General features: G+C 71.5%; 25 protein-coding genes. 16 read left to right on the top strand and 9 right to left on the bottom strand.

Annotated elements, in window-relative coordinates:
• Positions 1-143: 143 nt before the first annotated feature.
• Positions 144-1,364, bottom strand: a complete 1,221-nt coding sequence (locus OG456_RS21475; protein WP_266563392.1) for an acetyl-CoA C-acetyltransferase — start codon at positions 1,362-1,364, stop codon at positions 144-146.
• Between the two features lie 224 nt (positions 1,365-1,588).
• On the bottom strand, positions 1,589-2,620 hold the full coding sequence (locus OG456_RS21480) for an SGNH/GDSL hydrolase family protein (RefSeq protein ID WP_266563399.1): 1,032 nt from the start codon (positions 2,618-2,620) through the stop codon (positions 1,589-1,591).
• Between the two features lie 171 nt (positions 2,621-2,791).
• Here OG456_RS21480 and OG456_RS21485 point away from each other — a divergent pair, with 171 nt between their 5' ends.
• Complete coding sequence (locus OG456_RS21485; RefSeq protein WP_266563401.1) at positions 2,792-4,183, top strand: cystathionine beta-synthase; 1,392 nt, start codon at positions 2,792-2,794, stop codon at positions 4,181-4,183.
• A gap of 281 nt (positions 4,184-4,464) precedes the next feature.
• On the opposite strand, the gene OG456_RS21490 is transcribed toward OG456_RS21485, so the two are convergent.
• Together OG456_RS21490 and OG456_RS21495 are read right to left on the bottom strand one after the other, a co-directional pair.
• Positions 4,465-5,298, bottom strand: coding sequence for a MurR/RpiR family transcriptional regulator (locus OG456_RS21490; protein WP_266563403.1), 834 nt, complete (start codon positions 5,296-5,298; stop codon positions 4,465-4,467).
• Entirely contained in the window at positions 5,295-6,836 is a 1,542-nt protein-coding gene (locus tag OG456_RS21495) for an aromatic amino acid ammonia-lyase (RefSeq protein WP_266569370.1), read from the bottom strand. The genes OG456_RS21490 and OG456_RS21495 overlap by 4 nt, the downstream gene beginning before the upstream one ends.
• A gap of 193 nt (positions 6,837-7,029) precedes the next feature.
• Here OG456_RS21495 and OG456_RS21500 point away from each other — a divergent pair, with 193 nt between their 5' ends.
• The 6 genes from OG456_RS21500 to OG456_RS21525 all read left to right on the top strand — a co-directional run bounded on the left by OG456_RS21500 (position 7,030) and on the right by OG456_RS21525 (position 12,313).
• Entirely contained in the window at positions 7,030-8,136 is a 1,107-nt protein-coding gene (locus OG456_RS21500) for an ABC transporter ATP-binding protein (RefSeq protein WP_266563405.1), read from the top strand.
• On the top strand, positions 8,133-8,780 hold the full coding sequence (locus tag OG456_RS21505; protein ID WP_266563407.1) for an ABC transporter permease: 648 nt from the start codon (positions 8,133-8,135) through the stop codon (positions 8,778-8,780). Before OG456_RS21500 ends, OG456_RS21505 begins: the two co-directional genes overlap by 4 nt.
• A 1-nt stretch (position 8,781) precedes the next feature.
• Entirely contained in the window at positions 8,782-9,453 is a 672-nt protein-coding gene (locus OG456_RS21510) for an ABC transporter permease (protein ID WP_116512595.1), read from the top strand.
• An 11-nt stretch (positions 9,454-9,464) separates the two neighbouring features.
• Positions 9,465-10,400 (top strand): ABC transporter substrate-binding protein, encoded by a 936-nt coding sequence (locus OG456_RS21515; RefSeq protein ID WP_266563409.1) that lies wholly within the window; start codon positions 9,465-9,467, stop codon positions 10,398-10,400.
• Between the two features lie 14 nt (positions 10,401-10,414).
• Positions 10,415-11,815, top strand: a complete 1,401-nt coding sequence (locus OG456_RS21520) for a cytosine permease (protein ID WP_266563411.1) — start codon at positions 10,415-10,417, stop codon at positions 11,813-11,815.
• Positions 11,816-11,887: 72 nt separating this feature from the next.
• The gene (locus OG456_RS21525) at positions 11,888-12,313 is read left to right on the top strand and encodes a hypothetical protein (RefSeq protein ID WP_266563413.1); all 426 of its coding nucleotides are present in this window, start codon (positions 11,888-11,890) and stop codon (positions 12,311-12,313) included.
• A 68-nt stretch (positions 12,314-12,381) separates the two neighbouring features.
• On the opposite strand, the gene OG456_RS21530 is transcribed toward OG456_RS21525, so the two are convergent.
• Genes OG456_RS21530 through OG456_RS21545 form a run of 4 tightly spaced genes read right to left on the bottom strand, consistent with a single transcriptional unit; the run spans position 12,382 to position 14,501 of the window.
• Positions 12,382-12,756 carry a hypothetical protein gene (locus OG456_RS21530; protein ID WP_266563415.1) on the bottom strand — a complete coding sequence of 125 codons (375 nt, stop codon included), beginning with the start codon at positions 12,754-12,756 and terminating at the stop codon, positions 12,382-12,384.
• A 40-nt stretch (positions 12,757-12,796) separates the two neighbouring features.
• On the bottom strand, positions 12,797-13,270 hold the full coding sequence (locus OG456_RS21535; RefSeq protein WP_266563417.1) for a roadblock/LC7 domain-containing protein: 474 nt from the start codon (positions 13,268-13,270) through the stop codon (positions 12,797-12,799).
• Between the two features lie 38 nt (positions 13,271-13,308).
• Positions 13,309-14,043, bottom strand: coding sequence for a transcriptional regulator (locus OG456_RS21540; protein WP_266569371.1), 735 nt, complete (start codon positions 14,041-14,043; stop codon positions 13,309-13,311).
• A gap of 59 nt (positions 14,044-14,102) precedes the next feature.
• Positions 14,103-14,501 carry a hypothetical protein gene (locus OG456_RS21545; protein WP_100597931.1) on the bottom strand — a complete coding sequence of 133 codons (399 nt, stop codon included), beginning with the start codon at positions 14,499-14,501 and terminating at the stop codon, positions 14,103-14,105.
• Between the two features lie 403 nt (positions 14,502-14,904).
• Between OG456_RS21545 and hutU the strand changes: the two genes are divergently transcribed.
• From hutU to hutI, 4 genes are all read left to right on the top strand, one after another.
• Positions 14,905-16,569, top strand: coding sequence for a urocanate hydratase (hutU, locus tag OG456_RS21550; protein WP_266563419.1), 1,665 nt, complete (start codon positions 14,905-14,907; stop codon positions 16,567-16,569).
• 20 nt (positions 16,570-16,589) lie between these two features.
• Positions 16,590-17,792 (top strand): allantoate amidohydrolase, encoded by a 1,203-nt coding sequence (locus tag OG456_RS21555; RefSeq protein WP_266569372.1) that lies wholly within the window; start codon positions 16,590-16,592, stop codon positions 17,790-17,792.
• Positions 17,783-19,135: a formimidoylglutamate deiminase gene (locus OG456_RS21560; protein WP_266563421.1), complete on the top strand. Its 1,353-nt coding sequence runs from the start codon at positions 17,783-17,785 to the stop codon at positions 19,133-19,135. Before OG456_RS21555 ends, OG456_RS21560 begins: the two co-directional genes overlap by 10 nt.
• 110 nt (positions 19,136-19,245) lie before the next feature.
• Positions 19,246-20,415: an imidazolonepropionase gene (gene hutI, locus OG456_RS21565; protein WP_266563423.1), complete on the top strand. Its 1,170-nt coding sequence runs from the start codon at positions 19,246-19,248 to the stop codon at positions 20,413-20,415.
• A gap of 70 nt (positions 20,416-20,485) precedes the next feature.
• Here the strand turns inward: hutI and OG456_RS21570 are convergent, their stop codons facing one another.
• On the bottom strand, positions 20,486-21,370 hold the full coding sequence (locus tag OG456_RS21570) for an RNA polymerase sigma factor SigF (protein WP_266563425.1): 885 nt from the start codon (positions 21,368-21,370) through the stop codon (positions 20,486-20,488).
• A gap of 262 nt (positions 21,371-21,632) precedes the next feature.
• On the opposite strand from OG456_RS21570, the gene OG456_RS21575 reads away from it, so the two are divergent.
• The 5 genes from OG456_RS21575 to OG456_RS21595 all read left to right on the top strand — a co-directional run bounded on the left by OG456_RS21575 (position 21,633) and on the right by OG456_RS21595 (position 25,796).
• Positions 21,633-22,001, top strand: coding sequence for an STAS domain-containing protein (locus OG456_RS21575; protein WP_266563427.1), 369 nt, complete (start codon positions 21,633-21,635; stop codon positions 21,999-22,001).
• Positions 22,002-22,215: 214 nt separating this feature from the next.
• Entirely contained in the window at positions 22,216-22,737 is a 522-nt protein-coding gene (locus tag OG456_RS21580; RefSeq protein ID WP_266563429.1) for an ATP-binding protein, read from the top strand.
• A gap of 194 nt (positions 22,738-22,931) precedes the next feature.
• The gene (locus tag OG456_RS21585) at positions 22,932-23,633 is read left to right on the top strand and encodes an LPXTG cell wall anchor domain-containing protein (protein ID WP_266563431.1); all 702 of its coding nucleotides are present in this window, start codon (positions 22,932-22,934) and stop codon (positions 23,631-23,633) included.
• A 52-nt stretch (positions 23,634-23,685) separates the two neighbouring features.
• Complete coding sequence (locus OG456_RS21590; RefSeq protein WP_266563433.1) at positions 23,686-24,678, top strand: hypothetical protein; 993 nt, start codon at positions 23,686-23,688, stop codon at positions 24,676-24,678.
• Positions 24,675-25,796: a hypothetical protein gene (locus tag OG456_RS21595; protein ID WP_266563435.1), complete on the top strand. Its 1,122-nt coding sequence runs from the start codon at positions 24,675-24,677 to the stop codon at positions 25,794-25,796. The genes OG456_RS21590 and OG456_RS21595 overlap by 4 nt, the downstream gene beginning before the upstream one ends.
• Positions 25,797-25,800 lie beyond the last annotated feature (4 nt).

Consider the following 25,800-nt stretch of genomic DNA (forward strand, 5'->3'; position numbering starts at 1 on the left):
TATTTGGCCGGGTGTTTAGGGGTGTTATGCGCTGGGAACCCTGCTGACCTGCAAAAACCGTCTCCCCCAGGAGATACGTCACATCCTGGGGGAGATTGGATCACGATTCAGCCGAGGCGCAACCCGGCCCCGGGGTCGTCAGCTCAGCTGAGACGCTCGATGACCATCGCCATGCCCTGGCCACCGCCGACGCACATGGTCTCCAGGCCGAACTGCTTGTCGTGGAACTGGAGGCTGTTGATCAGGGTGCCGGTGATGCGGGCGCCCGTCATGCCGAAGGGGTGACCCACGGCGATCGCGCCACCGTTGATGTTCAGCTTGTCCTCGTCGATGCCGAGGTCACGCGCGGAGGGGATGACCTGCGCGGCGAACGCCTCGTTGATCTCGACCAGGTCGATGTCGCCGATGCCGAGGCCGGCGCGCTTCAGCGCCTGCTTCGACGCCTCGACCGGGCCGAGGCCCATGATCTCGGGGGACAGGCCCGAGACGCCGGTGGAGACGATGCGGGCGAGCGGCGTCAGGCCGAGCTCGCGGGCCTTCGTGTCGGACATGATCACGAGGGCCGCGGCGCCGTCGTTGAGCGGGCAGCAGTTCGCGGCCGTGACCAGGCCGTCGGGGCGGAAGACCGGCTTCAGGCCCGAGACGCCCTCCAGGGTGACACCGGCGCGCGGGCCGTCGTCCTGCGAGACGACCGTGCCGTCGGGGGTGGTGACCGGGGTGATCTCCCGCTCCCAGAAGCCGTTCTTGATGGCCTGCTCGGCCAGGTTCTGCGAACGCACGCCGAACGCGTCCATGTCCGCGCGCGTGACGCCCTTCGTCCGCGCCAGGTTCTCGGCGGTCTGGCCCATCGCGATGTACGCGTCCGGGACGAGGCCGTCCTCGCGCGGGTCGTGCCAGGACGCGCCTTCGGACTCGGCGACGGCGGCCGTACGGGCCTCCGCGTCGGCGAACAGGGGGTTGTGCGTGTCCGGCAGCGAGTCCGAGTTGCCCTTCACGAAGCGCGACACCATCTCGACACCGGCCGAGATGAAGACGTCACCCTCGCCGGCCTTGATGGCGTGCAGCGCCATGCGGCTGGTCTGCAGGGACGAGGAGCAGTAGCGGGTGACCGTGCATCCCGGCAGGTGGTCCATGCCCATCTGCACGGCCACGATGCGGCCCAGGTTGTTGCCCTGCTCGCCGCCGGGCAGACCGCAGCCGAGCATCAGGTCGTCGATGTCCCGCGGGTCGAGCTCGGGGACCTTGGCCAGCGCGGCCTGGATGATCGTGGCGGTCAGATCGTCCGGGCGCAGGTCCTTGAGGGACCCCTTGAAAGCGCGGCCGATGGGGGAGCGGGCGGTCGAGACGATCACGGCTTCGGGCATCACGGCTCCAAGAGGTCTACGTACGAGCTATTCGCCTACGAGCTAAAGGCAGGACCGTGAGGGAAGTTACCTGTACGTACAGTCCAGGTCACCGGTGTGCGCGTGTGATGCCTGCCGCATTTTTCTAAGCGCTTGCTCAGGGCGCTGTCCGGGTAGCGGGTTTCCGGCCCGGGAGCGAGGTCCGGGGTTCGGGGGCTCCGCCCCGGACCCCGCTCCCGGACGGGTCAGAGGTTCAGCGGCGCCGGGTCCTGGGTCGTCACCCGCCGGCGCCTGCGGCGCTTCAGCAACGCCCAAGGTCCCCGCGGCCCCGTAGGCATCGCCGCCGTGACCTCCGTACCGCCCTCTTCCGCCGCCTGGGCCGCAGCCCTGGCCACCGGCAGGAAACCCTCGCGCCGCGACACGTCCGGACGCTCCTCCTCCGGCCACAGGCCCAGCGACGCGCACAGCGTCGGCAGCACCGCCATCGCCGCCGTCGCGTACCCCTCGGCCGACGGGTGGTAGTTGTCGGGGCCGAACAGCTCCCGCGGGTTGGCCAGGAACTCCGGGCCGAGCAGGTCACCCAGCGACACCGTGCGCCCGCCCTGCTCCACCGCGCCGATCGTCTGCGCCGCCGCCAGCTGCCGCGAGGCCCGCCGCGCCAGATACCGCAGCGGCTGGTTCACCGGCTCGATCGTGCCCAGATCCGGGCAGGTCCCCACCACCACCTCCGCACCCGCCGTTCGGAGCCTGCGCACCGCCGCCGAGAGATGACGCACCGAGCGGGTCGCCGGCATGCGGTGCGTCACGTCGTTCGCGCCGATCATCACGACACACACGTCCGGCACCCAGTCCGGATCCGACAGGATCACCGCGACCTGACGGTCCAGGTCGTCGGACATGGCTCCCGGCAGCGCCACGTTGCGCATCTCCACGGGCCGCTCGGCCACCGCCGCGAGCCCCGACGCGAGCAGCGCGGCCGGCGTCTGCCGGGCCCGGTGCACGCCCTGCCCCGCCGCCGTCGAGTCCCCCAGCATCGCGAACCGCAGCGGCTCGGTCTCCGCCACCTCGGTGCCCTGACGCTCGGCGAACACCCTCCCGTACAGACCGTTCGCGGACGGGACCTGGACGTTCCCCCTGCCGTTGTTGCCCACCTGCCGCTTCGCCAGCTGGACCTCCGCGATCAGCAGACCGACCGCGGCCGCGCCGACCAGACCGATCCCGCCGCCGCCGTACGCCGCGCCCGCGGCGATCCGCCGTGCCACCCTCGCCCTCGACATACGTCGCAGCCACCTGCCTCTGCGTAGTCCTTTTCAGCCGTACATCCAGTCATTGCCCCGTAAGCACCGTCGGCCAATCGCAACAGGCGATGAAGCGGCGGCAGTCGGCTTACGCTGACCGCACACCACATCGCGGATCCCTCACAGATCCATCGCAGCCCGGAGACAACGGTGCAATTCCACGACTCGATGATCAGCCTCGTCGGCAACACCCCGCTCGTCAGGCTCAACAACGTGACCGAAGGCATTCAGGCGACCGTCCTGGCCAAGGTCGAGTACTTCAACCCCGGCGGTTCGGTGAAGGACCGCATCGCCCTGCGCATGATCGAGGCGGCGGAGGAGAGCGGCGCCCTCAAGCCCGGCGGCACGATCGTGGAGCCGACCAGCGGCAACACGGGCGTCGGCCTGGCCATCGTGGCGCAGCAGAAGGGGTACAAGTGCATCTTCGTGTGCCCCGACAAGGTCTCCACGGACAAGATCAACGTGCTGCGGGCGTACGGCGCTGAGGTCGTCGTCTGCCCGACGGCGGTGGACCCGGAGCACCCGGACTCGTACTACAACGTCTCCGACCGGCTGGTGCGTGAGACGCCCGGCGCCTGGAAGCCGGACCAGTACTCCAACCCCAACAACCCCCTCTCGCACTATCACTCCACCGGCCCCGAGCTGTGGGAGCAGACGGAGGGCGAGATCACGCACTTCGTGGCGGGCGTCGGCACGGGCGGCACGATCTCCGGGACCGGCCGCTATCTGAAGGACGTGAGCGAGGGCCGCGTCCAGGTCATCGGCGCCGACCCGGAGGGCTCGGTGTACTCCGGCGGCTCCGGGCGCCCGTACCTCGTGGAGGGCGTGGGCGAGGACTTCTGGCCGACGGCGTACGACCGCACGGTCGCGGACGAGATCGTCGCGGTCTCCGACAAGGACTCCTTCCAGATGACCCGCCGCCTCGCCAAGGAGGAGGGCCTCCTCGTGGGCGGCTCCTGCGGCATGGCGGTGGTGGCGGCCCTCCGGGTAGCCGAACGCCTCGGCCCGGACGACGTGGTGGTGGTCCTCCTCCCGGACAGCGGCCGCGGCTACCTCAGCAAGATCTTCAACGATGAGTGGATGGCCGACTACGGCTTCCTCGCCGACACGGGCACGAGCGCGCGCGTGGGCGACGTGCTCCAGGACAAGGAGGGCGGCGCGCTGCCGTCGCTCGTCCACATGCACCCGGAGGAGACCGTCGGCGAGGCCATCGAGGTGCTGCGCGAGTACGGCGTCTCGCAGATGCCCATCGTGAAGCCGGGAGCCGGACACCCGGACGTGATGGCGGCCGAGGTCATCGGCTCCGTCGTCGAACGGGAGCTGCTCGACGCCCTGTTCACGCAGCGCGCCTCGCTCGGCGACCCGCTGGAGAAGCACATGTCGTCCCCGCTGCCGCAGGTCGGCTCGGGCGAGCCGGTGGAGGACCTGATGTCCGTGCTCGGCTCGGCGGACGCGGCGATCGTCCTGGTGGAGGGCAAGCCCAAGGGTGTGGTGAGCCGTCAGGACCTGCTGTCCTTCCTCGCGAAGAGCGGCGGGAAGTAACGCGGAGCGGGTTCGTGCAATCGGTACGAGCGCGACACGTGCGCGCAGCACCCGCTTAACACGGGTACGGCACATTGGTGGGTGTCGGCAGGGGTGGGAGCGGCTCCCCGCCCAGGCCGGCACCGTAGCGGCGTCAAGGACCTCCGGAGCGGCTCCCGGACCTCCATGGACGCCTGCGGACGCGGTGACCCGGTCCTGACCCGGTTCCGTGTCCTTCGCGGGGACCGCCGTCGTCCCGCCCCCCGTTCACGGGGGTGCGGCGGTCCCCGCGCCACACTCCTCTATTCGACGAACAGGCCCCGCTCCGCGGCGCGTCCGTCGAATTCCTCCAGGCGGGCCTGTGCTTCGGGCAGGTTGTCGCACATCGCTTCCAGGAGCACGCGGCCGAGCAGCATCGGTGAGCACGCCGTGTCGAAGGCGAGGCCCTCGCCGACCGCGGCGGGCAGGAGCAGGTCCGAGTGCTTCGCGACGGGGGCGAAGGTCGAGTCGGCGACGGTGACCACGGTGAGGCCGGCCGACTTGGCGTAGGCGAGCGCGTCCACGACTTCCTTGGGGTGGCGAGGCAGCGCGAAGCAGAGGAGAGCGGTGGCTCCGGCGCGGACGGCGGCGTCCACGCGGTCGGCGAGCATCGTGCCGCCCTCGTCGAGGAGCCGTACGTCGGAGTGGACCTTCGCCGCGAAGTACGAGAAGCCGTAGGCCTGGGATGCGGCGGCGCGCAGCCCGAGGACGAGGAGCGGGCGGGAGGCGGCGAGGAGGCGGCCCGCGCGTTCGATGGGGGCGGGGTCGGCGAGGAGCTGCGCGAGGTGGCGGAGGTTCTCGATCTCGGCCTCGACGGCCTGCTGGTACTCGTTGGCCGATGCGGGCGTGGTGGGTTCGACGGGGGCGACCTCGCGCAGGTGTTTGCGCAGGGCGGGGTAGCCGTCGAAGCCGAGTGCCACGGCGAAGCGGGTGACGGAGGGCTGGCTGACTCCGGCGAGTTCGGCGAGTTCCACGGAGGAGAGGAACGGGACGTCGGCGGCGCGGCGCACCATGCAGTGCGCGATGCGGCGCTGAGTGGGTGTCAGGCGGTGGACCTCGAAGAGCTGTTGCAGTCGTGCGGCTGGGCTGTCGTTCATTCCGTCCCCCCAGGGCGGTCTGATCCGGCTGTCGCGGTGGCTGCGGCCGGTCCGTCTGTTCCGTCGGCGATACGGGTGAAGCTGTCCAGGAGCCCCGCCGCCCGGGTGACATCTTCCGTCAGGGGGCGGTCGGTGGCGTCGGGGTCGAGGACCGAATCCGCGAGGGCGAAGGCGCGGCCGACCGGGAGTTCGGGGTCGGGGCGCATGTCGCGCTGGCGCAACGCCCGTACGGCGGCGACGAGTTCGCAGCCCACGACGAGACGGTAGGCGTCGCAGACGCGCAGGGTCTGGCGGGCGGCGAGGGACGCGAAGCTGGCCTGTTCCTCGACGCCGCGGGAGAGGACCGCGTGGCCGAGCGATGCGGGGGCGGCGAAGGCGCGCAGGTCGCCGAGGGCCGCTCCGGCCGCGTATTCGAGGATCATCACGCCCGACGAGGCGGCCTCGCCGTCGGCGAGGAAGGGGCGCAGGCGGGTGTAGGCGGGTTCGTTGAGGGTGGACAGGCGTGAGGTAGAGAGCCGGGCGACCTGGGCGACGGCGAGCCTGAAGTGGTCGAGCGCCAGGGCGAGTTGGGCCATGTAGAAGCCGCCGTGGTGGTAGGCGGCCATGTCCTGGGGGGAGATGAGGGGGTTCTCGGCGGCGGCGTTGATCTCGACGGTGAGTACGTCTTCGAGGGCGTCGGCGGCGTCCTGGGCGGGGCCGTGGATCTGGGGGACGCAGCGGAAGCCGTACGGGTCCTGGATGCGGCCGAGGGGCGGGGTGGGGCGTTCGGGGGCGCCGAGGACGGCGCGCATGCGTGCGGCGACGTCGTACGAGCCGCGGTGGTGGCGGGCCTCGTGGACGGGCAGGGCGTACGCCTCGTAGGAGCCGTCGACGGCCAGCAGGGAGAGTGCGGCGACGAGTTGGGTGGCGGAGATCAGGTCGCGCAGTTCGTGGAGGGCGAGGGCGGACTGGCCGAGGGTGAGGGCGTTGCTGCTGATGAGGGCGAGGGCGTCGTTGTTGTCGAGGGGCTGGGCCTCGGGGGCGCCGTCGCCGCGCCAGGGGTGTTCGCCGGCGAGGGCGAGGCCCATCTGGGCGAGGGCGGCGATGTCGCCGGTGCCGACGGAGCCGAATTCGTTGACGACCGGGTAGGCGCCGGTCTCCAGGGCTTCGCACAGGGCCGTGACGACGGTGGGACGTAGTCCCGCGCCGCCGGCGAGGAGCTGGTTGGCGCGGACGGCGAGCATGGCGCGGACCTGGCGTGCGGGGAGCTCTTCGCCGATGGCGCCGGCGTGGCTGCGCAGCAGGCGCAGGCCGTGGTCGGCGGCGGCCTCGGTGGGCACGTCCTCGTTCCGGTTCGCGCCGACGCCGGTGGAGCGGCCGTAGACGCGGCCCCAGGCGGCGATCTCGCGGGCGGCGTTCCAGGACTCCTCGACGCGCTTCATGGCGTCGGTGCCGGGGACGGGCCTGGCGGCGGAGTCGGCCAGCCGGACGACGTCGGGCACGGGGAGCCCGTGGCCGTCGAGCACGACGACGGGCGTGGGACGCTGGGGGGCCGTCATGCGGGGCTTACCCGCGGTGTCCGCGATGTGAGACGACATGGTGCGCCGAACCCTCCTTAACCGGACGTCTTGTCTCGTTCCTCGGCTTCGTTAACCAGCGATTTACCTGGCGATGTGTGCCGGGGCATTGACAACTTATTCAGATACAGAGAACTCTGCATGACGATATGCAGCCCGGGCAAGGGGACTCCACATGATCCAGTTCGATACGGTCCACAAACGCTTCCCGAACGGCACGACGGCAGTGCACGACCTGACGCTCGACATGCCGGAGGGGGGCGTGACCGTCTTCGTCGGGTCTTCCGGTTGCGGCAAGACGACCAGTCTGCGGATGATCAACCGGATGGTCGACCCGACCTCCGGCACCATCCGCGTCGGCGGCCGCGACGTCCTTGAGCAGGACGCGGCCGAGCTGCGCCGCTCCATCGGGTACGTCATCCAGCAGTCGGGCCTCTTCCCGCACCGCACCGTCCTCGATAACATCGCGACGGTGCCGCTCCTGCTCGGCTGGGGCCGGCGCAAGGCGCGGGCGCGGGCGGCCGAGCTCCTGGAGACCGTCGGCCTCACCGCCGAGGCCGGCAAGCGCTACCCGCACCAGCTCTCCGGCGGTCAGCAGCAGCGCGTCGGCGTGGCCCGCGCGCTCGCCGCCGACCCGCCGGTGCTGCTCATGGACGAGCCCTTCGGCGCGGTCGACCCTGTCGTGCGCACTCAGCTCCAGGACGAACTCCTGCGCCTCCAGCAGGAGTTGAACAAGACCATCGTCTTCGTCACCCATGACATCGACGAGGCCGTGCGGCTCGGCGACCGGATAGCCGTCTTCCGCACGGGCGGTCACCTCGTGCAGTGCGCGCCGCCCGCCGAGCTGCTCGCCCGCCCCGCGGACGACTTCGTCGCCGACTTCCTGGGCGCCGAGCGCGGCCTGAAGCTGCTGTCCCTGACCACGCTCGCGGACGTCGGCCAGGGGCCGGCCCCCGAGGGCACCGGCTGGGAACTGGTCCTCGACGCGGCCCGCAAGCCGCTGCTGTGGCGCGACGAGGGCACCTCCGCCGAGGTGCCGGTGCGCCCGCTGCGGGACTCGGACTCGCTCCTGTCGGCGCTGAACGAGTCGATCGCGGCGCCCGGCGGCCTCGTGGCCCGGGTCGACGCGGACGGCGTCCTGACGGGCGTCACGTCCCGCGACGAGATCCACGACCGCGCGGGCCTCGCCCACATAGCCGCCGGCACCCGCTTGGACACCCCCGAGGACGCCGGCGACACCAGTGACACCGCCGTCCACGAGGACACGGACGTGGCCTCATGACCATCGACTGGTCCTGGATATCGGAGCACACGTCCGACCTCACCACGCTCACGCTCTCGCACCTCCAGGCGGCGCTCTCCGCCGTCGTGCTGGGCCTGGTCATCTCGCTGCCGCTCGCCGTCGTCGCTCATCGCGTCAAGCCGCTGCGCGGCTTCCTGCTCGGGTTCTCGAACGTCCTGTTCACGATCCCGTCGATCGCGGTGTTCGTCCTGCTGCTCCCGGTCTCCGGGCTGACCCGCACCACCACGGTCATCGGCCTGACGATCTACACGCTCGTGGTGCTCCTGCGGAACACCGTCGAGGGCCTCGACTCGGTGCCGGCGAAGACCAAGGAGGCCGCGAAGGCCATGGGGACGCGCCCGCTGCGCACCCTGCTCACCGTCGAACTGCCGCTCGCCCTGCCGGTGATCATGGCCGGGGTGCGCATCGCGACCGTCATGGCGATCTCCCTGGTCTCCGTGGCGACGTACATCGGCGACGGCGGGCTCGGCCAGCTGTTCACCGACGGGTTCCAGCGCAACTTCCCGACCCCGGTCATCGCCGGCGTCGTGCTGACCCTGCTCCTCGCGCTCGCCGCGGACGCGGTCCTCGTCGCCGTGCAGTACGTGCTGACCCCCTGGACCCGCCGCCGGAGGAGTGCCTGAGATGTACGAGCTCTTCAAGAACCTCGGCGCGTGGCTGGTCGACGGCGACCAGTGGGCGGGCCCCGACGGCATCGGGCACCGCCTCGCCGAGCACCTCCAGTACTCGCTGCTCGCCACGCTCATCGCGGCCGTCATCGCACTGCCGCTCGGCCTGCTCATCGGCCACACCGGGCGCGGCGCGTTCCTCGCGATCAACCTGTCCAGCTTCGGCCGCGCGCTGCCGACCGTCGGTCTCGTCGTCCTCGTCTTCCTGGCGAGCGGCCTGTCCATGTGGCCGGTCTACATCGCGCTCGTGGCCCTCGCGGTCCCCTCGATCGTCACCAACACGTACGCGGGCATGAGCGCCGTCGACCCGGAGGTCAAGGACGCGGCGCGCGGCCAGGGCATGCGCGGCCACCAGGTCCTGTTCCAGGTGGAGCTGCCGCTCGCGATGCCGCTGATCATGACCGGCCTGCGGCTCGCCCTGATCCAGGTCGTCGCCACGGCGACCATCGCCGCGTACGTCTCCTTCGGCGGCCTCGGCCGCTACGTCTTCGACGGGCTCGCCCAGCGCGACCTCGTGCAGGTGCTCGGCGGTGCCGTCCTCGTGGCGGTCGTCGCCGTCGTACTCGACCTCGCGCTCTCGGCACTGCAGCGCGCCCTCTTCCGCCACCGCCCCGCCAAGTCGGCCTAGGAGCACGCAAGATGAACCGCAGGACTGTCATCGGCGGCCTGTTCGCCGCAGCCTCCGTCCCCGCGCTCGCCGCGTGCGGCGGCGGCATCACCTCCCTCGACGGCCAGGGCTCGGGCGGCGGGGGCGGCGGCTCCAGCAAGAACGGCGTCACCATCGGCACCGCCAACTTCACCGAGAACCAGGTGCTCGGCTACCTGTACGCGGCCGCCCTCGAAGCGGCCGGCGTGAAGACGAAGGTCCGTCCCAACCTCGGCACCCGCGAGATCCTCATCCCCGCCCTCGAGGGCGGCGACATCGACCTGCTCCCCGAGTACCAGGGCGCCCTCCTGCACTACCTCGACCCGAAGTCGAAGGCCACCGAGGAGGGCGAGATGCAGAACGCCCTCGCCGTCGCCCTGCCCAAGGGCCTGCAGATCCTGCCCTACGGCCTGGCGGAGGACTCCGACGCGTTCGTCGTCACCCGCGAGACGGCCAGGAAGTACAAGCTGACCTCGCTCGCCGACCTGGCGAACCACAACGGCAAGCTCGTCATCGGCGCCGCCCCCGAGGTGAAGAAGCGCCAGGTCGGCGCGGTCGGCCTGAAGGACGTGTACGGCGTCGAGTTCAAGGAGTTCAAGTCCCTCGACTCGTCGGGGCCGCTGGTCAAGGGCGCCCTGAAGAAGGGCGACGTCGACGTGGCGAACCTCTTCACCACCGACACGGACATCGTCGACAACCACTGGGTCGTCCTCACCGACCCCAAGAACCTCGTCCCCGGCCAGCACGTCGTCCCGCTCGTCGCCGACCGCAAGGCCGACTCGACGGTCCGCAAGGCGCTCGCGCGCCTGGGCAACGTACTGACGACGGAGCAGCTCACCGAGCTCAACCGGCAGGTGGACAAGGACAAGAAGGATCCCCAGGACGTCGCCGACGCGTACGCGCGTCAGCACGGGATCAGCAAGGGCTGAAGGAGAGTCGGATCATGGCCGAAGCACTCGTGGAGCGGCGCTCCATCGACGTAGTACCCGACGCGGAACGCCACGGCACGGCGTTCTCGCAGTTCACGCTCTGGCTCGGCGCGAACCTCCAGATCACCGCCGTCGTGACGGGCGCGCTCGCCGTCGTCTTCGGCGGCGACGTGGTCTGGTCGCTCGTCGGTCTCGTCGTCGGCAACCTGCTGGGCGGCGCCGTCATGGCGCTGCACTCGGCGCAGGGCCCCAGGCTCGGCCTGCCGCAGATGATCCAGTCCCGCGCTCAGTTCGGTGTGCGCGGCGCGGTCGTCCCGCTGCTCCTGGTGATCCTGATGTACATCGGGTTCTTCGCCAGCGGCAGCGTGCTCGCCGGGCAGGCCGTCGGCGAGCTCACGCATACCGGGGACACCACGGGCATCGTCGTGTTCGCCCTGGTCACCGGGGCGATGGCGACCGTCGGCTACCGCGTCATCCACGCGCTCGGCCGGGTCGCCAGCATCGTGTGTGCGATCGCCTTCGTCTACCTCGGCATCCGGCTCCTGGACCGGGTCGACCTCTCCGCGCTGCTGCACGACGCGCACTTCGACGCCCCGATGTTCCTGCTCGCCATCTCGCTCTCCGCGTCCTGGCAGCTCGCCTTCGGCCCGTACGTCGCGGACTACTCGCGCTATCTGCCCCGCACGACGTCGGCGAAGTCGACGTTCTGGTGGACGCTGTCGGGGTCGGCGATCGGCTCGCAGTGGTCGATGACGTTCGGCGTCCTCGTCGCGGCGACGGCGGGCGCGAAGTTCCTCGACAACCAGGTCAGTTACGTGGTCGGTCTCGGCGGCGCCGGGATCATCGCCTCGTTCCTGTACTTCGTGATCGCGCTCGGCAAGCTGACCATCAACGTGCTCAACACGTACGGCGGCTTCATGTCGATGGTGACGAGCGTCAGCGGATTCCGCGGGCAGAAGGTCCTCTCGCAGCGCGCCAGGGCCGTGTACATCGCGCTGATCATGATCGCGGGCACGGCGGTCGCGCTGGTCGGCAAGGACAGCTTCCTGTCGTCCTTCAAGGACTTCCTGCTGTTCCTGCTGACGTTCTTCACGCCGTGGTCGGCGATCAACCTGGTCGACTACTACCTGATCTCCAAGGAGCGGTACGACATCCCGGCCCTCTCCGACCCGCACGGGCGCTACGGGGCCTGGCGCTGGGACGCGCTCTCCGTGTACGTCGTCGGGCTCCTGGCCCAGCTCCCGTTCCTCGCCACGGCCTTCTACACGGGCCCGCTCGTCGGGCCGCTCGGCGGCGCCGACATCTCCTGGATCGTGGGGCTCGTGGTGCCGGCCGTCCTGTACTGGGCCGTGGCCCGGCGCAACACGGCGCACATCCCCGAGCGGACGCTGCGTGAGCCGGTGGCGGCCGAGTAGGGCACGGCCCAGGGACAAGAGGGGGGTTAGCCCCACTGTCACGGCGGCGCCGGCTCCGTAACGTTGGCCGGTATGGAAGCCCGTGACGCCGAACTCAAGAAGGAACTCGACGCCACCCTGCACGCACGCAGGGAACTCGGCGAAGAGTACGAGTCCGCGCTCGTCGACTCGTTCCTGGACAAGGTCGAGCAGCGCCTCGACGGTGCCGTGGACCGCCGCGTGCGGCGGCAGCTGGCGGAGCAGCAGATGGTGGTCGCCCGGGGCGCGCGCTCCCCGCGCGGTGACGGCGACAGCTGGGGCGAGCGCTTCGGCTTCGGCATCGTCTCCCTGGTCCTCGCCATCCCGCTGTCCGCGATCGCCGTCGTCAACGCCGATCTGCCCGGCCTGCTGATCGCCTGGACCGGCATCGTCGGGGTGAACGCGCTGCACGCGGTGCGGGGGATGCCGAGGTTCGGGGCGACGCGCAGGCAGCGCGAGACGTCGGACTGGGAGGACTGAGACCCGGTACCGCCGCCCGGAGCGCCGCGCCCGTCGGGGCGCGGCGCCGTTCCTGGGCGGCGGGAGGCTCAGACCTCGAGGTCGGCCTCGATCTTCTTCAGCTGGTGGCGTGCCATCGCCAGATTGGCACGGCTCTTGTCGAGGACCAGGTAGAGGAAGAGGCCGTTGCCTGAGCGCCCCGACAGCAGGCGGATCAGGTGGTACTGGGTGCCGAGCGTGATCAGGATGTCCTCGATCTCGTCCTTGAGGCCGAGGTGCTCCATGGTGCGGAGCTTGGCCCGTACGACGTCGGTGTTGCCGGCGGCGGCCACTTCGAGGTCGAAGTCCTTGGTGCCGCCGATGGTGCCGAGCGCCATGCCGCTCGTGTAGTCGACGAGCGCGGCGGCGGCGGCGCCTTCGATCGAGGTGACGGCGTCCTTGAGGGCGGCTTCGGTGTTGGCCATGGTCGGTCCTTTCGAGGGATCGCGTGTGCGGTGGTTTCGTTCAGGAAGCGGACTGGGGCGGTACGGGGCGGGTGGGCAGCCGCTGCTGCCGGGTCGACGGCCGGGGCTGGCGCCGGTCGGGCGCGGGCGGTTCGACGGGTGTCAGGACGTCCGCCACGAGTTCGCCGATACGCGCCCCGCAGCGGCGGCCCTCCAGGTGCAGGCGGCCGACGCTGATCTGGTCGTCCGCGAGCAGCGTCAGGACCGCGGACGGGCCGGCCGCGTAGGTGGCCACATAGCCGTGCGTGCCGCGCACGAGGAGTTCGCGGAGGTCGCCGCGCCCCGTCGCGTCGGCCATGCGCAGGGCCACACCGAGCGCGGCGGCGGTGAGCGCGGCGATACCCTCGGCCTCCACGCCCGGGGTGTCGTGGGCGAGGACGAGCCCGTCGACACCTGCCGCGAGCGCACCCGTGAGGCGGGGCACGCGGGCTCTCAACCGGTGCAGTTCTTCGAGGACTTCGGCCTCGGCCGTCATCAGCTGTCTCCTCTCGGCACGCTGGCGGAGCGCGCGTCTCACAGGGCCTCCAGCGCGTCTCTGAGGCGGCGTAACAGGGCGACATCGGGGTCGGTCGACGCCGCGCCCGCCCAGGCGGGCGCGGTCGGGGGCGGCAGCGGACGCGGTACCGCGGCCCGTACGAGGCCGGCGGCGGCGAGCCTGCGCAGATCCACCAGGGTGTGGAAGGCGGGCCTGCCGAGGACGTGGGAGATGTCGGCCGCGGTGCGCGCCCCGTCGACCAGGGCGAGCACGGCGCGCTGGCGCGGCGGGACCGCGGGGCTGTGGCCGCCGCCCTGTTCGAGCGGTGCCGTGTCAGCGGCGGCGTCGGGCCAGATGCCGTGTAGGAGCTCGCGCCGGCGCAGCGTCTCGGCCTCCACGGACGCGACGGAGACGGGGTGGACGGTGCCGAACCAGTGGGCGGCCCCGTAGCGGAAGCGGGCCGGGGCGCCGCTGGGCGCGAGTGCGAAGAACGCGGCGTCGTAGAGGGCGCCCAGGTGGCACAGTTCGAGCGCGCCGTCGGTGAGTCGGCCGCTCTCCACGAGGTACCGGCCGACCCGCTGCCGTGTCCCGGCCGCGTCGACGGCCTCCCACCAGCGGTCGGGGTGCAGGGCGCCGCCGGTGGTGAGCAGGACGTCGATGCCGGGCGTCGCGGGACTCTCGGCGTGCACGACCTGCCCGTCGGCGAGATAGAGCGTGCCGCGGTCGCGCAGCAGGGCGCCGGTGGCCCGCTCCTCGGCGAGGCGGCGCAGCATGGGGGAGACCCCGGCCGGTGTCGTGGTGCGGCCCTCGGCCCTGGCCGCCGCCGTCGTGGTCACCCGAGCACCAGCCGGTCCGCCATCTCGCCGAGCCGGATGCGGGACAGCGCCAGGTTGCCCTGTTCGCGGTCGAGCCAGAGATGGAGGAAGACGCTGCTGTCGAACGTGGTCCGCACGAAGCGCAGTACGTGATAGCCGTCCCGGCTGGTGACGATGACGTCCTCGACCGGCGGCTCGCCGGCGGACCAGTCAGCGCCCCCCGCGGGTGCGAAGGCGCGGTGCTCGGCCGTCATCCGGGCCAGCTCGGCGGCCTCCGCGGCGGTCGCCTCGTGGTCCCCGTTCGGCGAGTCCCCGACGGTGCCGAGGGCGAGTCCGCTGGTCCAGTCGACCACGGAGGCACCCCGCGCACCGGGCAGCCGCATGGCTTCCAGCAGGCACTCGTCGATTCCGGGCACACCGGACTCCTCCCGTACGTGACGTTCGGCCGTGTGCACGACGTTACGCAACGTACGGAGGCCAGGTGAGGGTTCTGGCATTTTCCGGTGGAACATGCGTGGGGCGACTAAAATCCGCCAACCGGCCTGATACCCGCGGGAGTCGGGGGTGCCGCCCTGCCCGGAGGAAGCCCCTCTGCGTGGCCCTCCCGGAGCCCTCTCAGGGCCCCCTCGCAGCCCCCTCGGGGCTCCGGCAGGGCCCTCCGGAGCGTTGCCCGCCGGACCTTCCTGAAGATCTCCGTGACCAGGCAATCACCCATGTCCGGCGCGGCGGCGCGGCAACCGGCCGCGGAGATGTATTGACTAGCTCTATTCAGAACGCCAGGATGTGAATAACTACGGCAACAGTTTCTAGGAGGCAGCCATGTCAGGACCCCGCCCCGTACGAGCCCCGCGCGGTACGGAACTGAACACCCTGGGATGGCAGCAGGAGGGTGCCCTGCGAATGCTCATGAACAACCTCGACGCAGAGGTCGCCGAGTACCCCGACAAGCTGGTCGTCTACGGGGGCACCGGCAAGGCGGCCCGGTCCTGGGAGGCGTACGACGCGATCGTGCGCACGCTCAAGACGCTGAAGTCGGACGAGACCCTCCTCGTGCAGTCCGGCAAGCCGGTCGGTGTCATGCGCACCAGCGAGTGGGCGCCGCGCGTGCTGCTCGCCAACTCCAACCTGGTGGGCGACTGGGCCAACTGGGAGGAGTTCCGCAAGCTGGAGGCCGAGGGCCTCACCATGTACGGCCAGATGACGGCCGGCTCGTGGATCTACATCGGCTCGCAGGGCATCGTCCAGGGCACGTACGAGACCTTCGGCGCGGTCGCCCGTAAGAAGTTCAACGGCACTCTCGCCGGCACGATCACCCTCACCGCCGGCGTCGGCGGCATGGGCGGCGCCCAGCCCCTCGCCGTGACGATGAACGAGGGCGTCGCGATCTGCGTCGACGTCGACGAGACCCGCATCGACCGCCGCATCGGCACCCGCTACCTGGACGTCAAGGCCGACAACCTCGACCACGCCCTGGAGCTCGCGGTCCAGGCCCGCGACGAGCGCCGCGGCCTGTCCATCGGCGTCGTCGGCAACGCCGCCGAGATCTTCCCGGAGCTGCTGCGCCGCGACGCCCCGATCGACATCGTCACCGACCAGACCTCCGCCCACGACCCGCTGGCCTACCTGCCCGTCGGCATCTCGGTCGAGGACTGGGACAAGGAGCGCGAGGCCGACCCGGCCGGCTTCACCGACAAGGCGCGCCACTCGATGCGCCTCCACGTCGAGGCCATGCTCGGCTTCCTCGACAAGGGCGCCGAGGTCTTCGACTACGGCAACTCCATCCGCGACGAGGCCCGCAAGGCCGGCTGCGAGCGCGCCTTCGACTTCCCCGGCTTCGTCCCGGCGCACATCCGCCCGCTGTTCGAGGAGGGCCTCGGCCCGTTCCGCTGGGCCGCCCTGTCCGGCGACCCGGAGGACATCGCCAAGACGGACAAGGCGATCAAGGAGCTGTTCCCGGAGAACAAGCACCTGCACCGCTGGATCGACATGGCCGGCGAGCGGATCGCCTTCGAGGGTCTCCCGGCGCGTATCTGCTGGCTCGGCTACGGCGAGCGCCACCTGGCCGGCCTGAAGTTCAACGAGATGGTCGCCTCCGGCGAGCTCTCCGCCCCGGTCGCCATCGGCCGTGACCACCTCGACTCCGGCTCGGTCGCCTCCCCGTACCGCGAGACCGAGGCGATGAAGGACGGCTCCGACGCCATCGCCGACTGGCCGCTGCTCAACGCCCTGGTCAACACCTCCTCCGGTGCCACCTGGGTCTCCATCCACCACGGCGGCGGCGTCGGTATGGGCCGCTCCATCCACGCGGGTCAGGTGTGCGTCGCGGACGGCACCGAGCTGGCCGCGCAGAAGATCGAGCGCGTCCTCACCAACGACCCCGGCATGGGCGTCATCCGTCACGTCGACGCGGGCTACGAGCACGCCGCCGACGTCGCGGCCGAGCGCGGGGTGCGGGTGCCGATGCGCGAGGGTGACGACGCGTGACGAGTTCTTCCTTCGGCGAGATGTGGCGCGACCTCGCGCCCATCGGCCGCAACAGCGAGAGCGGCGGCTACCGTCGCTTCGCCTGGACCGCCGCCGACACCGACTGCCGGGCCTGGTTCAAGGACCAGGCCGAGTCCCGCGGCCTGACCTACGAACTCGACCGCAACGGCAACCAGTGGGCCTGGCTCGGTGACCCCGCCGCGGGGAACGCCGTCGTCACGGGCTCCCACCTGGACTCCGTACCGGACGGCGGCGCGTTCGACGGGCCCCTCGGGGTCGTGTCGTCCTTCGCCGCCCTCGACGAACTCCGCCGCAGGGGAGCGGAGTTCACCCGCCCCCTCGCCCTCACCAACTTCGGTGACGAGGAGGGGGCCCGGTTCGGCCTGGCCTGCGTCGGCTCCCGCCTCACCGCGGGCCGGCTCACCCCGGAGCAGGCGGCGCAGCTGCGGGACGGCGACGGCGTCAGCCTCCCGCAGGCCATGGAGCGGGCGGGCCACGACCCGGAGGCGATCGGCCCCGACCCCGAGCGGCTCGCGCGCATCGGCGCCTTCGTCGAGCTGCACGTGGAGCAGGGACGTGCCCTGGACCTGTCCGGCGACGCCGTGGGCATCGCGAGCGCGATCTGGCCGCACGGCCGCTGGCGCTTCGACTTCCGCGGCGAGGCCAACCACGCGGGCACCACGCGTCTCGTGGACCGCCGCGACCCGATGCTGTCGTACGCGCAGACCGTCCTCGCGGCCCGCCGCGAGGCGGAACTCGCGGGCGCCGTCGCCACGTTCGGCAAGATCTCCGTCGAGCCGAACGGCGTCAACGCCATCCCGTCCCTGGTCCGCGGCTGGCTCGACTCCCGCGCCGCCGACCAGCAGACCCTCGACACGGTCGTCACGGCCGTCGAGAAGGCGGCCCGCGAGTACGCCGACGCGCACGGCATCGACCTGGAGACCGTGCGCGAGTCGTTCACGCCGGTCGTCGAGTTCGACCACGCGCTGCGCGACGAGCTGGGCCGCATCCTCGGCACCGACGACCAGCTCACCGTCCCGGTGCTCGGCACCGGCGCGGGACACGACGCCGGAATCCTCGCGGACTCCGTGCCGACCGCCATGCTGTTCGTGCGCAACCCCACGGGCGTCTCGCACTCCCCGGCCGAACACGCCGCGGAGGACGACTGCCTCGCCGGAGTGAGCGCACTCGCCGACGTACTGGAGGGCTTGGCGTGCAGGTGACGTACTGGCTGGAGCATGCCTGGCTCGACCCGGAGGTCGAGCCGGGCGTGGTCGTCGAGGTGTCGCGGGACGGCCGCATCGCGGACGTGCGCACCGGCGTCGACACCCCGCCCCCCGGCGCGACCGTTCTGCGCGGCCTGACCGTCCCCGGCCTGGCCAACGCCCACAGCCACGCCTTCCACCGCGCCCTGCGCTCCACCGTCCAGGTGGGCTCGGGCACGTTCTGGACGTGGCGCGAGGTCATGTACTCGGTCGCGGACCGGCTGACCCCGGACACGTATCACGCGCTGGCCAGGGCGGTGTACGCGGAGATGGCGCTCGCCGGGATCACCACCGTCGGCGAGTTCCACTATCTGCACCACGCGCCGGGCGGCACCCCGTACGACGACCCCAACGCGATGGGCGAGGCCCTGATCGCGGCGGCCGCCGAGGCCGGCATCCGCATCACGCTCCTCGACACGGCGTATGTCTCGTCGGCCATAGGGGACAAGCACAGCGGCAAGGAGCCGGACCGCCACCAGCGGCGCTTCTCCGACGGCACCACCGAGGCGTGGGCCGAGCGGGCCACGCTCCTCAAGGACCGCGACCACGCGCGCATCGGCGCGGCGATCCACTCCGTGCGGGCCGTCCCCGCGGACCAGCTCGGCACGGTCGCCGAGTGGGCGGGGACGCGCGGCGCGCCCCTGCACGTCCACCTCTCCGAGCAGACCGCGGAGAACGAGGCGTGCCTGGCCGCGCACGGCTGCACGCCGACCCGGCTCCTCGCGGACCACGGTGTGCTCGGCCCGAACACCACGGGCGTCCACAACACGCACCTCACCGACGAGGACATCGCCCTGCTCGGCGGTTCCGGGACGGGCACGTGCATGTGCCCCACCACGGAACGCGACCTGGCCGACGGCATCGGTCCCGCCGTCGCCCTCCAGAAGGAGGGCTCACCGCTCTCCCTGGGTTCGGACAGCCACGCCGTCATCGACCTCTTCGAGGAGGCGCGGGCGATGGAGCTGAACGAGCGGCTGCGCACGCGGACACGGGGCCACTGGACGGCGGCGGCGCTGCTGCGCGCCGCCACGGCCGACGGTCACGCGGCGCTCGGCTGGAACGACGCCGGCCGGATCGAACGCGGGGCCCTCGCCGACCTCACGACGGTCGCGCTGGACTCCGTACGGACGGCGGGCCCCGTGCCGCGCCTCGGGGCGGAGACGGCGGTGTTCGCGGCGTCGGCCGCGGACGTGCGGCACACGGTCGTGGGCGGCCGGCACATCGTCCGTGACGGCAGCCACGAGCTGGTCGGAGACGTCCCCGGGGCGCTGGCCGCCGCGATCGGGGCGCTGCGGGCGTAAGGCTGTCTCCTCTCCGTCAGCCCGCCTCTTCCCGAATGTCCTCGAACGCCGGACGGGCTGACACAACAGCCCTCCGGCGTTTGAGGATTTCCCACCCACGGAGAGGAACCATGACCACCACCGTCATCACCAACATCGGCTCCCTGGTCACCAACGACCCGGCCCACGGCGACAGCCCGCTCGGGCTCATCGAGAACGCGGCGGTGGTCGTCGAGGGCGACCGGATCGTCTGGGTGGGGCCGCAGGAGAAGGCCCCCGCCGCCGACGCCACCCACGACGCCGAGGGCCGCGCCGTCATCCCCGGCTTCGTCGACTCGCACTCCCACCTGGTGTTCGCGGGCGACCGCACCCAGGAGTTCAACGCCCGCATGTCGGGCCGCAGTTACTCCGCCGGAGGCATCCGTACGACGGTCGCGGCCACCCGCGCCGCCACGGACGCGGAGCTGGAGGCGAACCTCACCCACTACCTCGCCGAGGCGCTGCGCCAGGGCACGACGACGTTCGAGACGAAGTCGGGCTACGGGCTGACCACCGCCGACGAGGAGAGGGCGCTGCGCATCGCCGCAAGGCACACCGACGAGGTCACCTACCTCGGCGCGCACATCGTGTCGCCGGACTACGCGGACGACCCGGCCGCCTACGTCGCGCTCGTCACCGGCGAGATGCTGGACGCCTGCGCCCCGCACGCCCGCTGGGTCGACGTCTTCTGCGAGAAGGGCGCCTTCGACGGCGACCAGGCCCGTGCGATCCTCACGGCCGGCAAGGCCCGTGGCCTGCACCCCCGCGTCCACGCGAACCAGCTCGGACACGGGCCAGGGGTCCAGCTCGCCGTCGAACTCGACGCGGCGAGCGCCGACCACTGCACGCACCTCACGGACGCGGACGTCGACGCCCTCGCCAACAGCGGGACGGTCGCCACGCTGCTGCCCGGCGCCGAGTTCTCCACGCGTGCGGAGTGGCCCGACGCCCGCCGTCTCCTGGACGCGGGAGCGACCGTGGCGCTGTCCACGGACTGCAACCCGGGCTCGTCCTTCACGTCCTCGGTGCCGTTCTGCATCGCCCTGGCCGTACGGGACATGGGGATGACGCCGGACGAGGCGATCTGGTCCGCGACGGCGGGTGGCGCGCGGGCGCTGCGCCGAGACGACGTCGGCCGCGTGGCGCCGGGCGCGTACGCGGACCTGGCCCTGCTCGACGCGCCGAGCCATGTGCACCTGGCGTACCGGCCGGGCGTGCCGCTGGTGTCGGCGGTCTGGCGGCGCGGAGTACGCGCCGCCTGAGCCGTGACACACACGTCGCCTCCGCGCTGCGTGCGCGGAGGCGACGGAGGTCATGGTTCCGGCGTGACGGCTATTCCTCGAGCGTGAGGCCCTTGCGCAGGCGTACCAGCGTGCGCGACAGCAGCCGGGACACGTGCATCTGGGAGATGCCCAGCTCCTCACCGATCTCCGACTGCGTCATGTTGGCGACGAAGCGCAGGGAGAGGATCTTCCGGTCCCGGGACGGGAGTTCGGCGATCAGGGGCTTCAGGGACTCGACGTACTCGATGCCCTCGAGCCCGTGGTCCTCGTACCCGATGCGGTCCGCGAGCGCGCCCTCGGAGTCGTCCTCCTCGGGCTGCGCGTCCAGGGAGCTGGCCGTGTAGGCGTTGGAGGCGGCCATGCCCTCGACGACCTCGTCGTTCGTGATGCCCAGGCGCTCGGCGAGCTCGCCCACCGTCGGTGCGCGGTCGAACTGCTGGGCGAGTTCGTCGCCCGCCTTGGCAAGGTCGAGACGAAGCTCCTGGAGCCGCCGCGGGACGCGGACCGACCAGGACGTGTCACGGAAGAAGCGCTTGATCTCGCCGACGATGGTCGGCATCGCGAACGTGGGGAACTCGACGCCGCGGCTCAGCTCGAAGCGGTCGATCGCCTTGATCAGGCCGATCGTGCCGACCTGGATGATGTCCTCCATCGGCTCGCTGCGGGAGCGGAACCGGGACGCCGCGAACTTCACCAGGGCGAGATTGAGTTCAACCAGCGTGTTGCGGACATACGAGTACTCGTGGGTGCCCTCTTCGAGGGACTCCAGCCGTTCGAAAAGCGTTTTGGACAGGGCCCGGGCATCCACGGGGCCCACCTCGTCGAAAGGCGGGATCTCCGGCAGGCCGGCCAGGTGGTCGAAGGCCTCGTGTTCCGGTGGGGGTGTCGACGTCGACGCCTGGTCAGTACGCGATTCGTCGAGCCGGGGTGACATGATGTCCTCCATCGTTCTCGGCATATGGCTGCCGGTGCCAATACGTGCACTGCGGTGTGCGGCGCCTCCAAAGCCGGCCGTGGTCGATAGCTGTCCTTACTAGGCCTACCCGCTTTTACGCTCTGCCCGCAAGTGCGTTCTGTGCGTAAATGTCCGATTCCTAGGGGTTGTTCGGGTACCGGAGGGCATACTGAGGGCGTAGTGTTCGAGGGCGTCAATGAACAGCCACGACGGTCGAGCAGACTCGGAAGAGAGAGACGTCATGGACCGCGGGACAGTCGGCAGCGCGCATCGGGGCCGGCTTCTGGTCGAGGTGCGGGAAGAGGGCGCCAGCGCCGTCGTGACTCCGGTGGGTGAGCTGGATCACCACACCGCCGATCTATTGCGAGAACCCCTGGAGAGCTGTCTCACCGCCGGATTCTCACGGTTGGTGATCGACTGCTCACGGCTCGAGTTCTGTGATTCCACCGGGCTCAATGTGCTGCTCGGTGCCCGCCTCAAGGCGGAGGCCGCCGGCGGCGGAGTCCATCTGGCCGGGATGCTGCCCGTGGTGGCCCGGGTCTTCGAGATCACCGGCGCGGAAGCCGTCTTCACCGTCCATGAGTCGCTGAGCGCGGCTCTCGACGACTGACAGGACGCGTACGCAGGTGAAGCACGGAAGTTACGCGTCAGTTGTCTCTACGTGATCGAGGCGTTACCAGCGTCACACCAGTCATGCCGAACAAGTGGGTGTTCTCACGGATCGGTCGGGCAGGAGACATGCTGGGTCCCACGTCGGACCACGCCGCCACGGCGGATCTTTTCCACACATCACACGTCAAGAGTCTCGGTGAGGTGAAGTGCTGATGGGCACCACCCGGCCTTACTCGCCGGGCGACCGCGGCCCGGAGCCGGAAGCCGCCGGCGAAACCGGTGGCACGCCAGGTCTGCCCCCCGTCGACGTCGGGCGGGCAGCCGGGCGCCAGAGCCGCAGGCTGAACCTGGTCGGGGCGGCCGGCATCGTCCCCCTGGCCCGTGACTTCACCCGCGAGGCGCTGCACGCGTGGGGCTGGATGCCCGCGGACACCGCCGACCGGCGGGCCGCCGCCGAGGATGTCCTGCTCGTCGTCTCCGAGCTGGTCACCAACGCCTGTCTGCACGCGGAGGGCCCCGAGGAGCTGCGCATCTCCAGCGACAGCAAGGTGCTGCGCATCGAGGTCTCCGACCGGGGGTCCGGTCAGCCTGCGCCCCGGACCCCGCACCGCGCCGGCCGCCCCGGAGGGCACGGGATGTTCATCGTGCAGCGCCTGTGCGTGGACTGGGGGGTCGTCAGGACCGCGGGCCTCCCCGGCAAGACCGTGTGGGCCGAAGTCGGGGCGCCCGCCTGACGGGAGCCCTTGGGGGGCCTGGGGTTACCCCGGGTTCGCACGTCTCTTCGCACGCGCCGGATCCCATCGGATCCGGCGCGCACTTATGTCTTCCCTCGACAAGGTCCCCGGCGTACCTTGAGCGCCCAATCTGATGTGCCGTCAGTAACTTGGCGCGTGCAACTCAGGAACTCCCGGCATGAGGGGAACTCGAGGTGTCGTACCGGACGTACCAGAAGCGAACGACAGCGCTCGCGCTGGCCGCGGCCCTGGCCGGCTCCGGGGTGCTGATGGCCGCCCCCGCAGCCCAGGCCGATGTGCAGGACGTCAACTACCAGTGCAAGACGCCGATCGGGAACAAGGGAGCGGTCTCCCCGATCGACATCAAGGGCGTGAAGAGCGGCAGCGGCTACAAGATCACCATGTCCTTCCAGAAGGGCGTCTCGTCCAGCCCGGTCGAGCTCGGCAAGGGCGCCATGAAGCCCAGCGCCGTCATCAAACTGGGCGGCGCGGAGAGCGGCTCCCTGCCCGTGTCCGGGCCGCCGAACGCGGAGGCGGTCCCCGCCAACACCCCCATCAAGATCAGCGACCTGTCGGGCACCTACACCCCGGCGAAGAGCGGCAAGGTCACCTTCACGGCGGGTGTCCTCACCATCAAGGCGCTCGGCACCACGACCACGTGCACACCCGCGAACAGCCCGAAGCCGTCACTGACCCTGGACGTCAAGTCGGCCGGGGGCGGCGGCACTTCGGGTGGATCCTCGGGCGGCTCGCAGGGCACCCCGTCCGGCGGCGAGCTGCCGCAGACGGGACCCGAGGACTCCGCGATCGCGCTCGGCACCCTCGGCGGCACGGTGCTGCTCGCGGGCGCCGCGGGCGTGCTGTGGCTGACGCGGCGCAACCAGGCGGCGCGCTGACCTCGGCGGCCGTGCCCGTCCGACATCCGTACGCGACGACCTGGAGCCGCCGATGCCGTCCAGTCCCCGGGCCCGCGCCCGCCTGCGCGCGCTGTGCGGGGCCGCCGTCCTGCTGACCGCGGGGGCGGGGGTCCCGGCGGCCGCGGCCGGCACGGCGCCCGCCTGGTCCGTCTCGCCGTCGGCCGGCGGCGGCACCAGGCCCGCGCAGGACGGGCGCCCCTACTTCTACGCGGAGGGGGTGCCCGGCACCGTGCTCCAGGACAAGGTGGCCGTCACCAACCCCGGCGGCCGCCCCCTGACCGTACGGCTGCGTGGCGCCGATGCCGACAACACCGGCACCGGCGCCCTCTCCCTGCGCACGAGGTCGACCGACACGGGCGCGTGGATCACCTTCGCCCGGCGCGAGGTGAAGATCCCGGCGCGCACCCGCGCCGAGGTGCCCTTCACCGTCACCGTCCCGGCCGACGCCACACCCGGCGACCACCCGGGCGCCGTCGTGGCGAGCGCGAACGGGCGGGACTCCGGGGTCAGCGTCCATCTGCGGGTCAGCGGCCCCACCCTCTCGGCGCTCACCGTCGAGCGGGTCCGGGTCGCCGGCGGCCGGATCTCGTACGACCTCGTCAACCGCGGCAACACCGTCCTGACCCCGAGGCTCGCCGTGCGCGCCGACGGCGTACTCGGCCGGGCGCTCGACCGGCGCCCGCGCACCCTGCCGGTCGAGCTGCTGCCCGGCCGCCGCGTCACCCTCAGCGAGCCCTGGAAGAACGCCCCCGCCCTCGACTCGGTCCGGGTGCGGCTCACGGTCACGGCCGGGGGCGGCGCGCACGGCGAGGCGACGGCGACGAAGCGGTTCGTGCCGTGGGCGGCGGTCGCCGGAGCGTGCGCCGTGATCCTGGCCGCCGGGGGCGCGGCCTTCTGGTTCGTACGCCGACGGCGGCATGCGACCGGCGGCAATGGCGAGAACGGCGCGACCGGCGGCAATGACGAGAACGGCGCGAACAGCGGGAACCACGGGAGCCAAGAGATCCAAGGGAGTTGGTCATGAACCGCCGCCACCGCTGCGGGCCCCGGCTGTGGGCGGCAGCGCTCGTCCTCGTCACCGCGCTCGGCCTCGCCGCCCTGCCGCTGCGGGCCGCCTCCGCCGCCGAGGGGCCGGCCGTCACCCTCTCCAAGTCCCAGGCGGGCACGGGCGGTTCCATCACCGTCAGCGGCTCGGGCTGGCGTCCCAAGACGCTGCTCATGATGCTGATCTGCGGTCAGTCCGAACCCGGCAGGGGAGTCATCGGCGGCACGAACTCCTGCGCCAACGCCGACGGCCGCGCCGTCACCACCGGGGACAAGGGAACCTTCAGCAAGAAGCTCCCGGTCGCCGAGCCGCCCGTGCCCTGCCCGTGCGTCGTCCACGTGGCGACCGTCACCGGCGACAAGGCGCAGGCGGACGCGGTGCTCAAGGTCGCGGGCCATCCGGTCAGGGCGCTCCCCGCGCAGTCGGGGGCCGGCAAGCTGTCCGTCCTCAGCGACACCCGGCTCGACGGTTCGAGCGGCGTCCTGACCTGGTTCGGCGCCCCGGCGTCGCGCACCTTCGTCTTCACCGTCGGCAACGTCGGCTCGGCCCCCCTCAAGGACCCGGTCTTCCAGGTCGGCACCTCCCACGGCGTGTTCGCCCCGCAGTGGGAGGACCAGCAGTGGCGCGGCACGATCGCCCCCGGCAGGAAGGCGCAGATCAAGCTGCCCGTCGAACTCGCCTCGGGGGCACACGGCAACTACCTGGTCTCCCTCAAGTTCGGCGGCAAGGTCCTCGCCGAGCAGCCGTGGGGCGTCGGCCGTCCCTGGGGCGTGACGCTCTTCTGGATCCTGCTCTGCGTCGTCGTACCGGGCGCCGTGTTCCGGATCGGGATGGCCGTCGTCGACCGCCTACGCCCCCGACGGTCCGGCGGCGCGGGCAGGCACCGGGGTGCGCTGCACTTTCCCGAACTGGCCGCGCGCAGGCCCAAGTTCCACCCGCGCACGGCGCGACAGCCGGACGACCCCACGGAAGCCGTCACGCGTACCACCACCACTACGGCCCTGCCCTGGTTCACCCCGGACACCGATCCGGGCGCACCGGCCGGTCAGCTCTCCGCACCGTCAGACAACAGCCCGACAACGAAGGGAAACACGTGAGCAC

Origin of the sequence: Streptomyces sp. NBC_01446, assembly GCF_026340095.1 — a bacterium.
GTDB classification, from domain to species: Bacteria; Actinomycetota; Actinomycetes; order Streptomycetales; family Streptomycetaceae; genus Streptomyces; species Streptomyces aureus.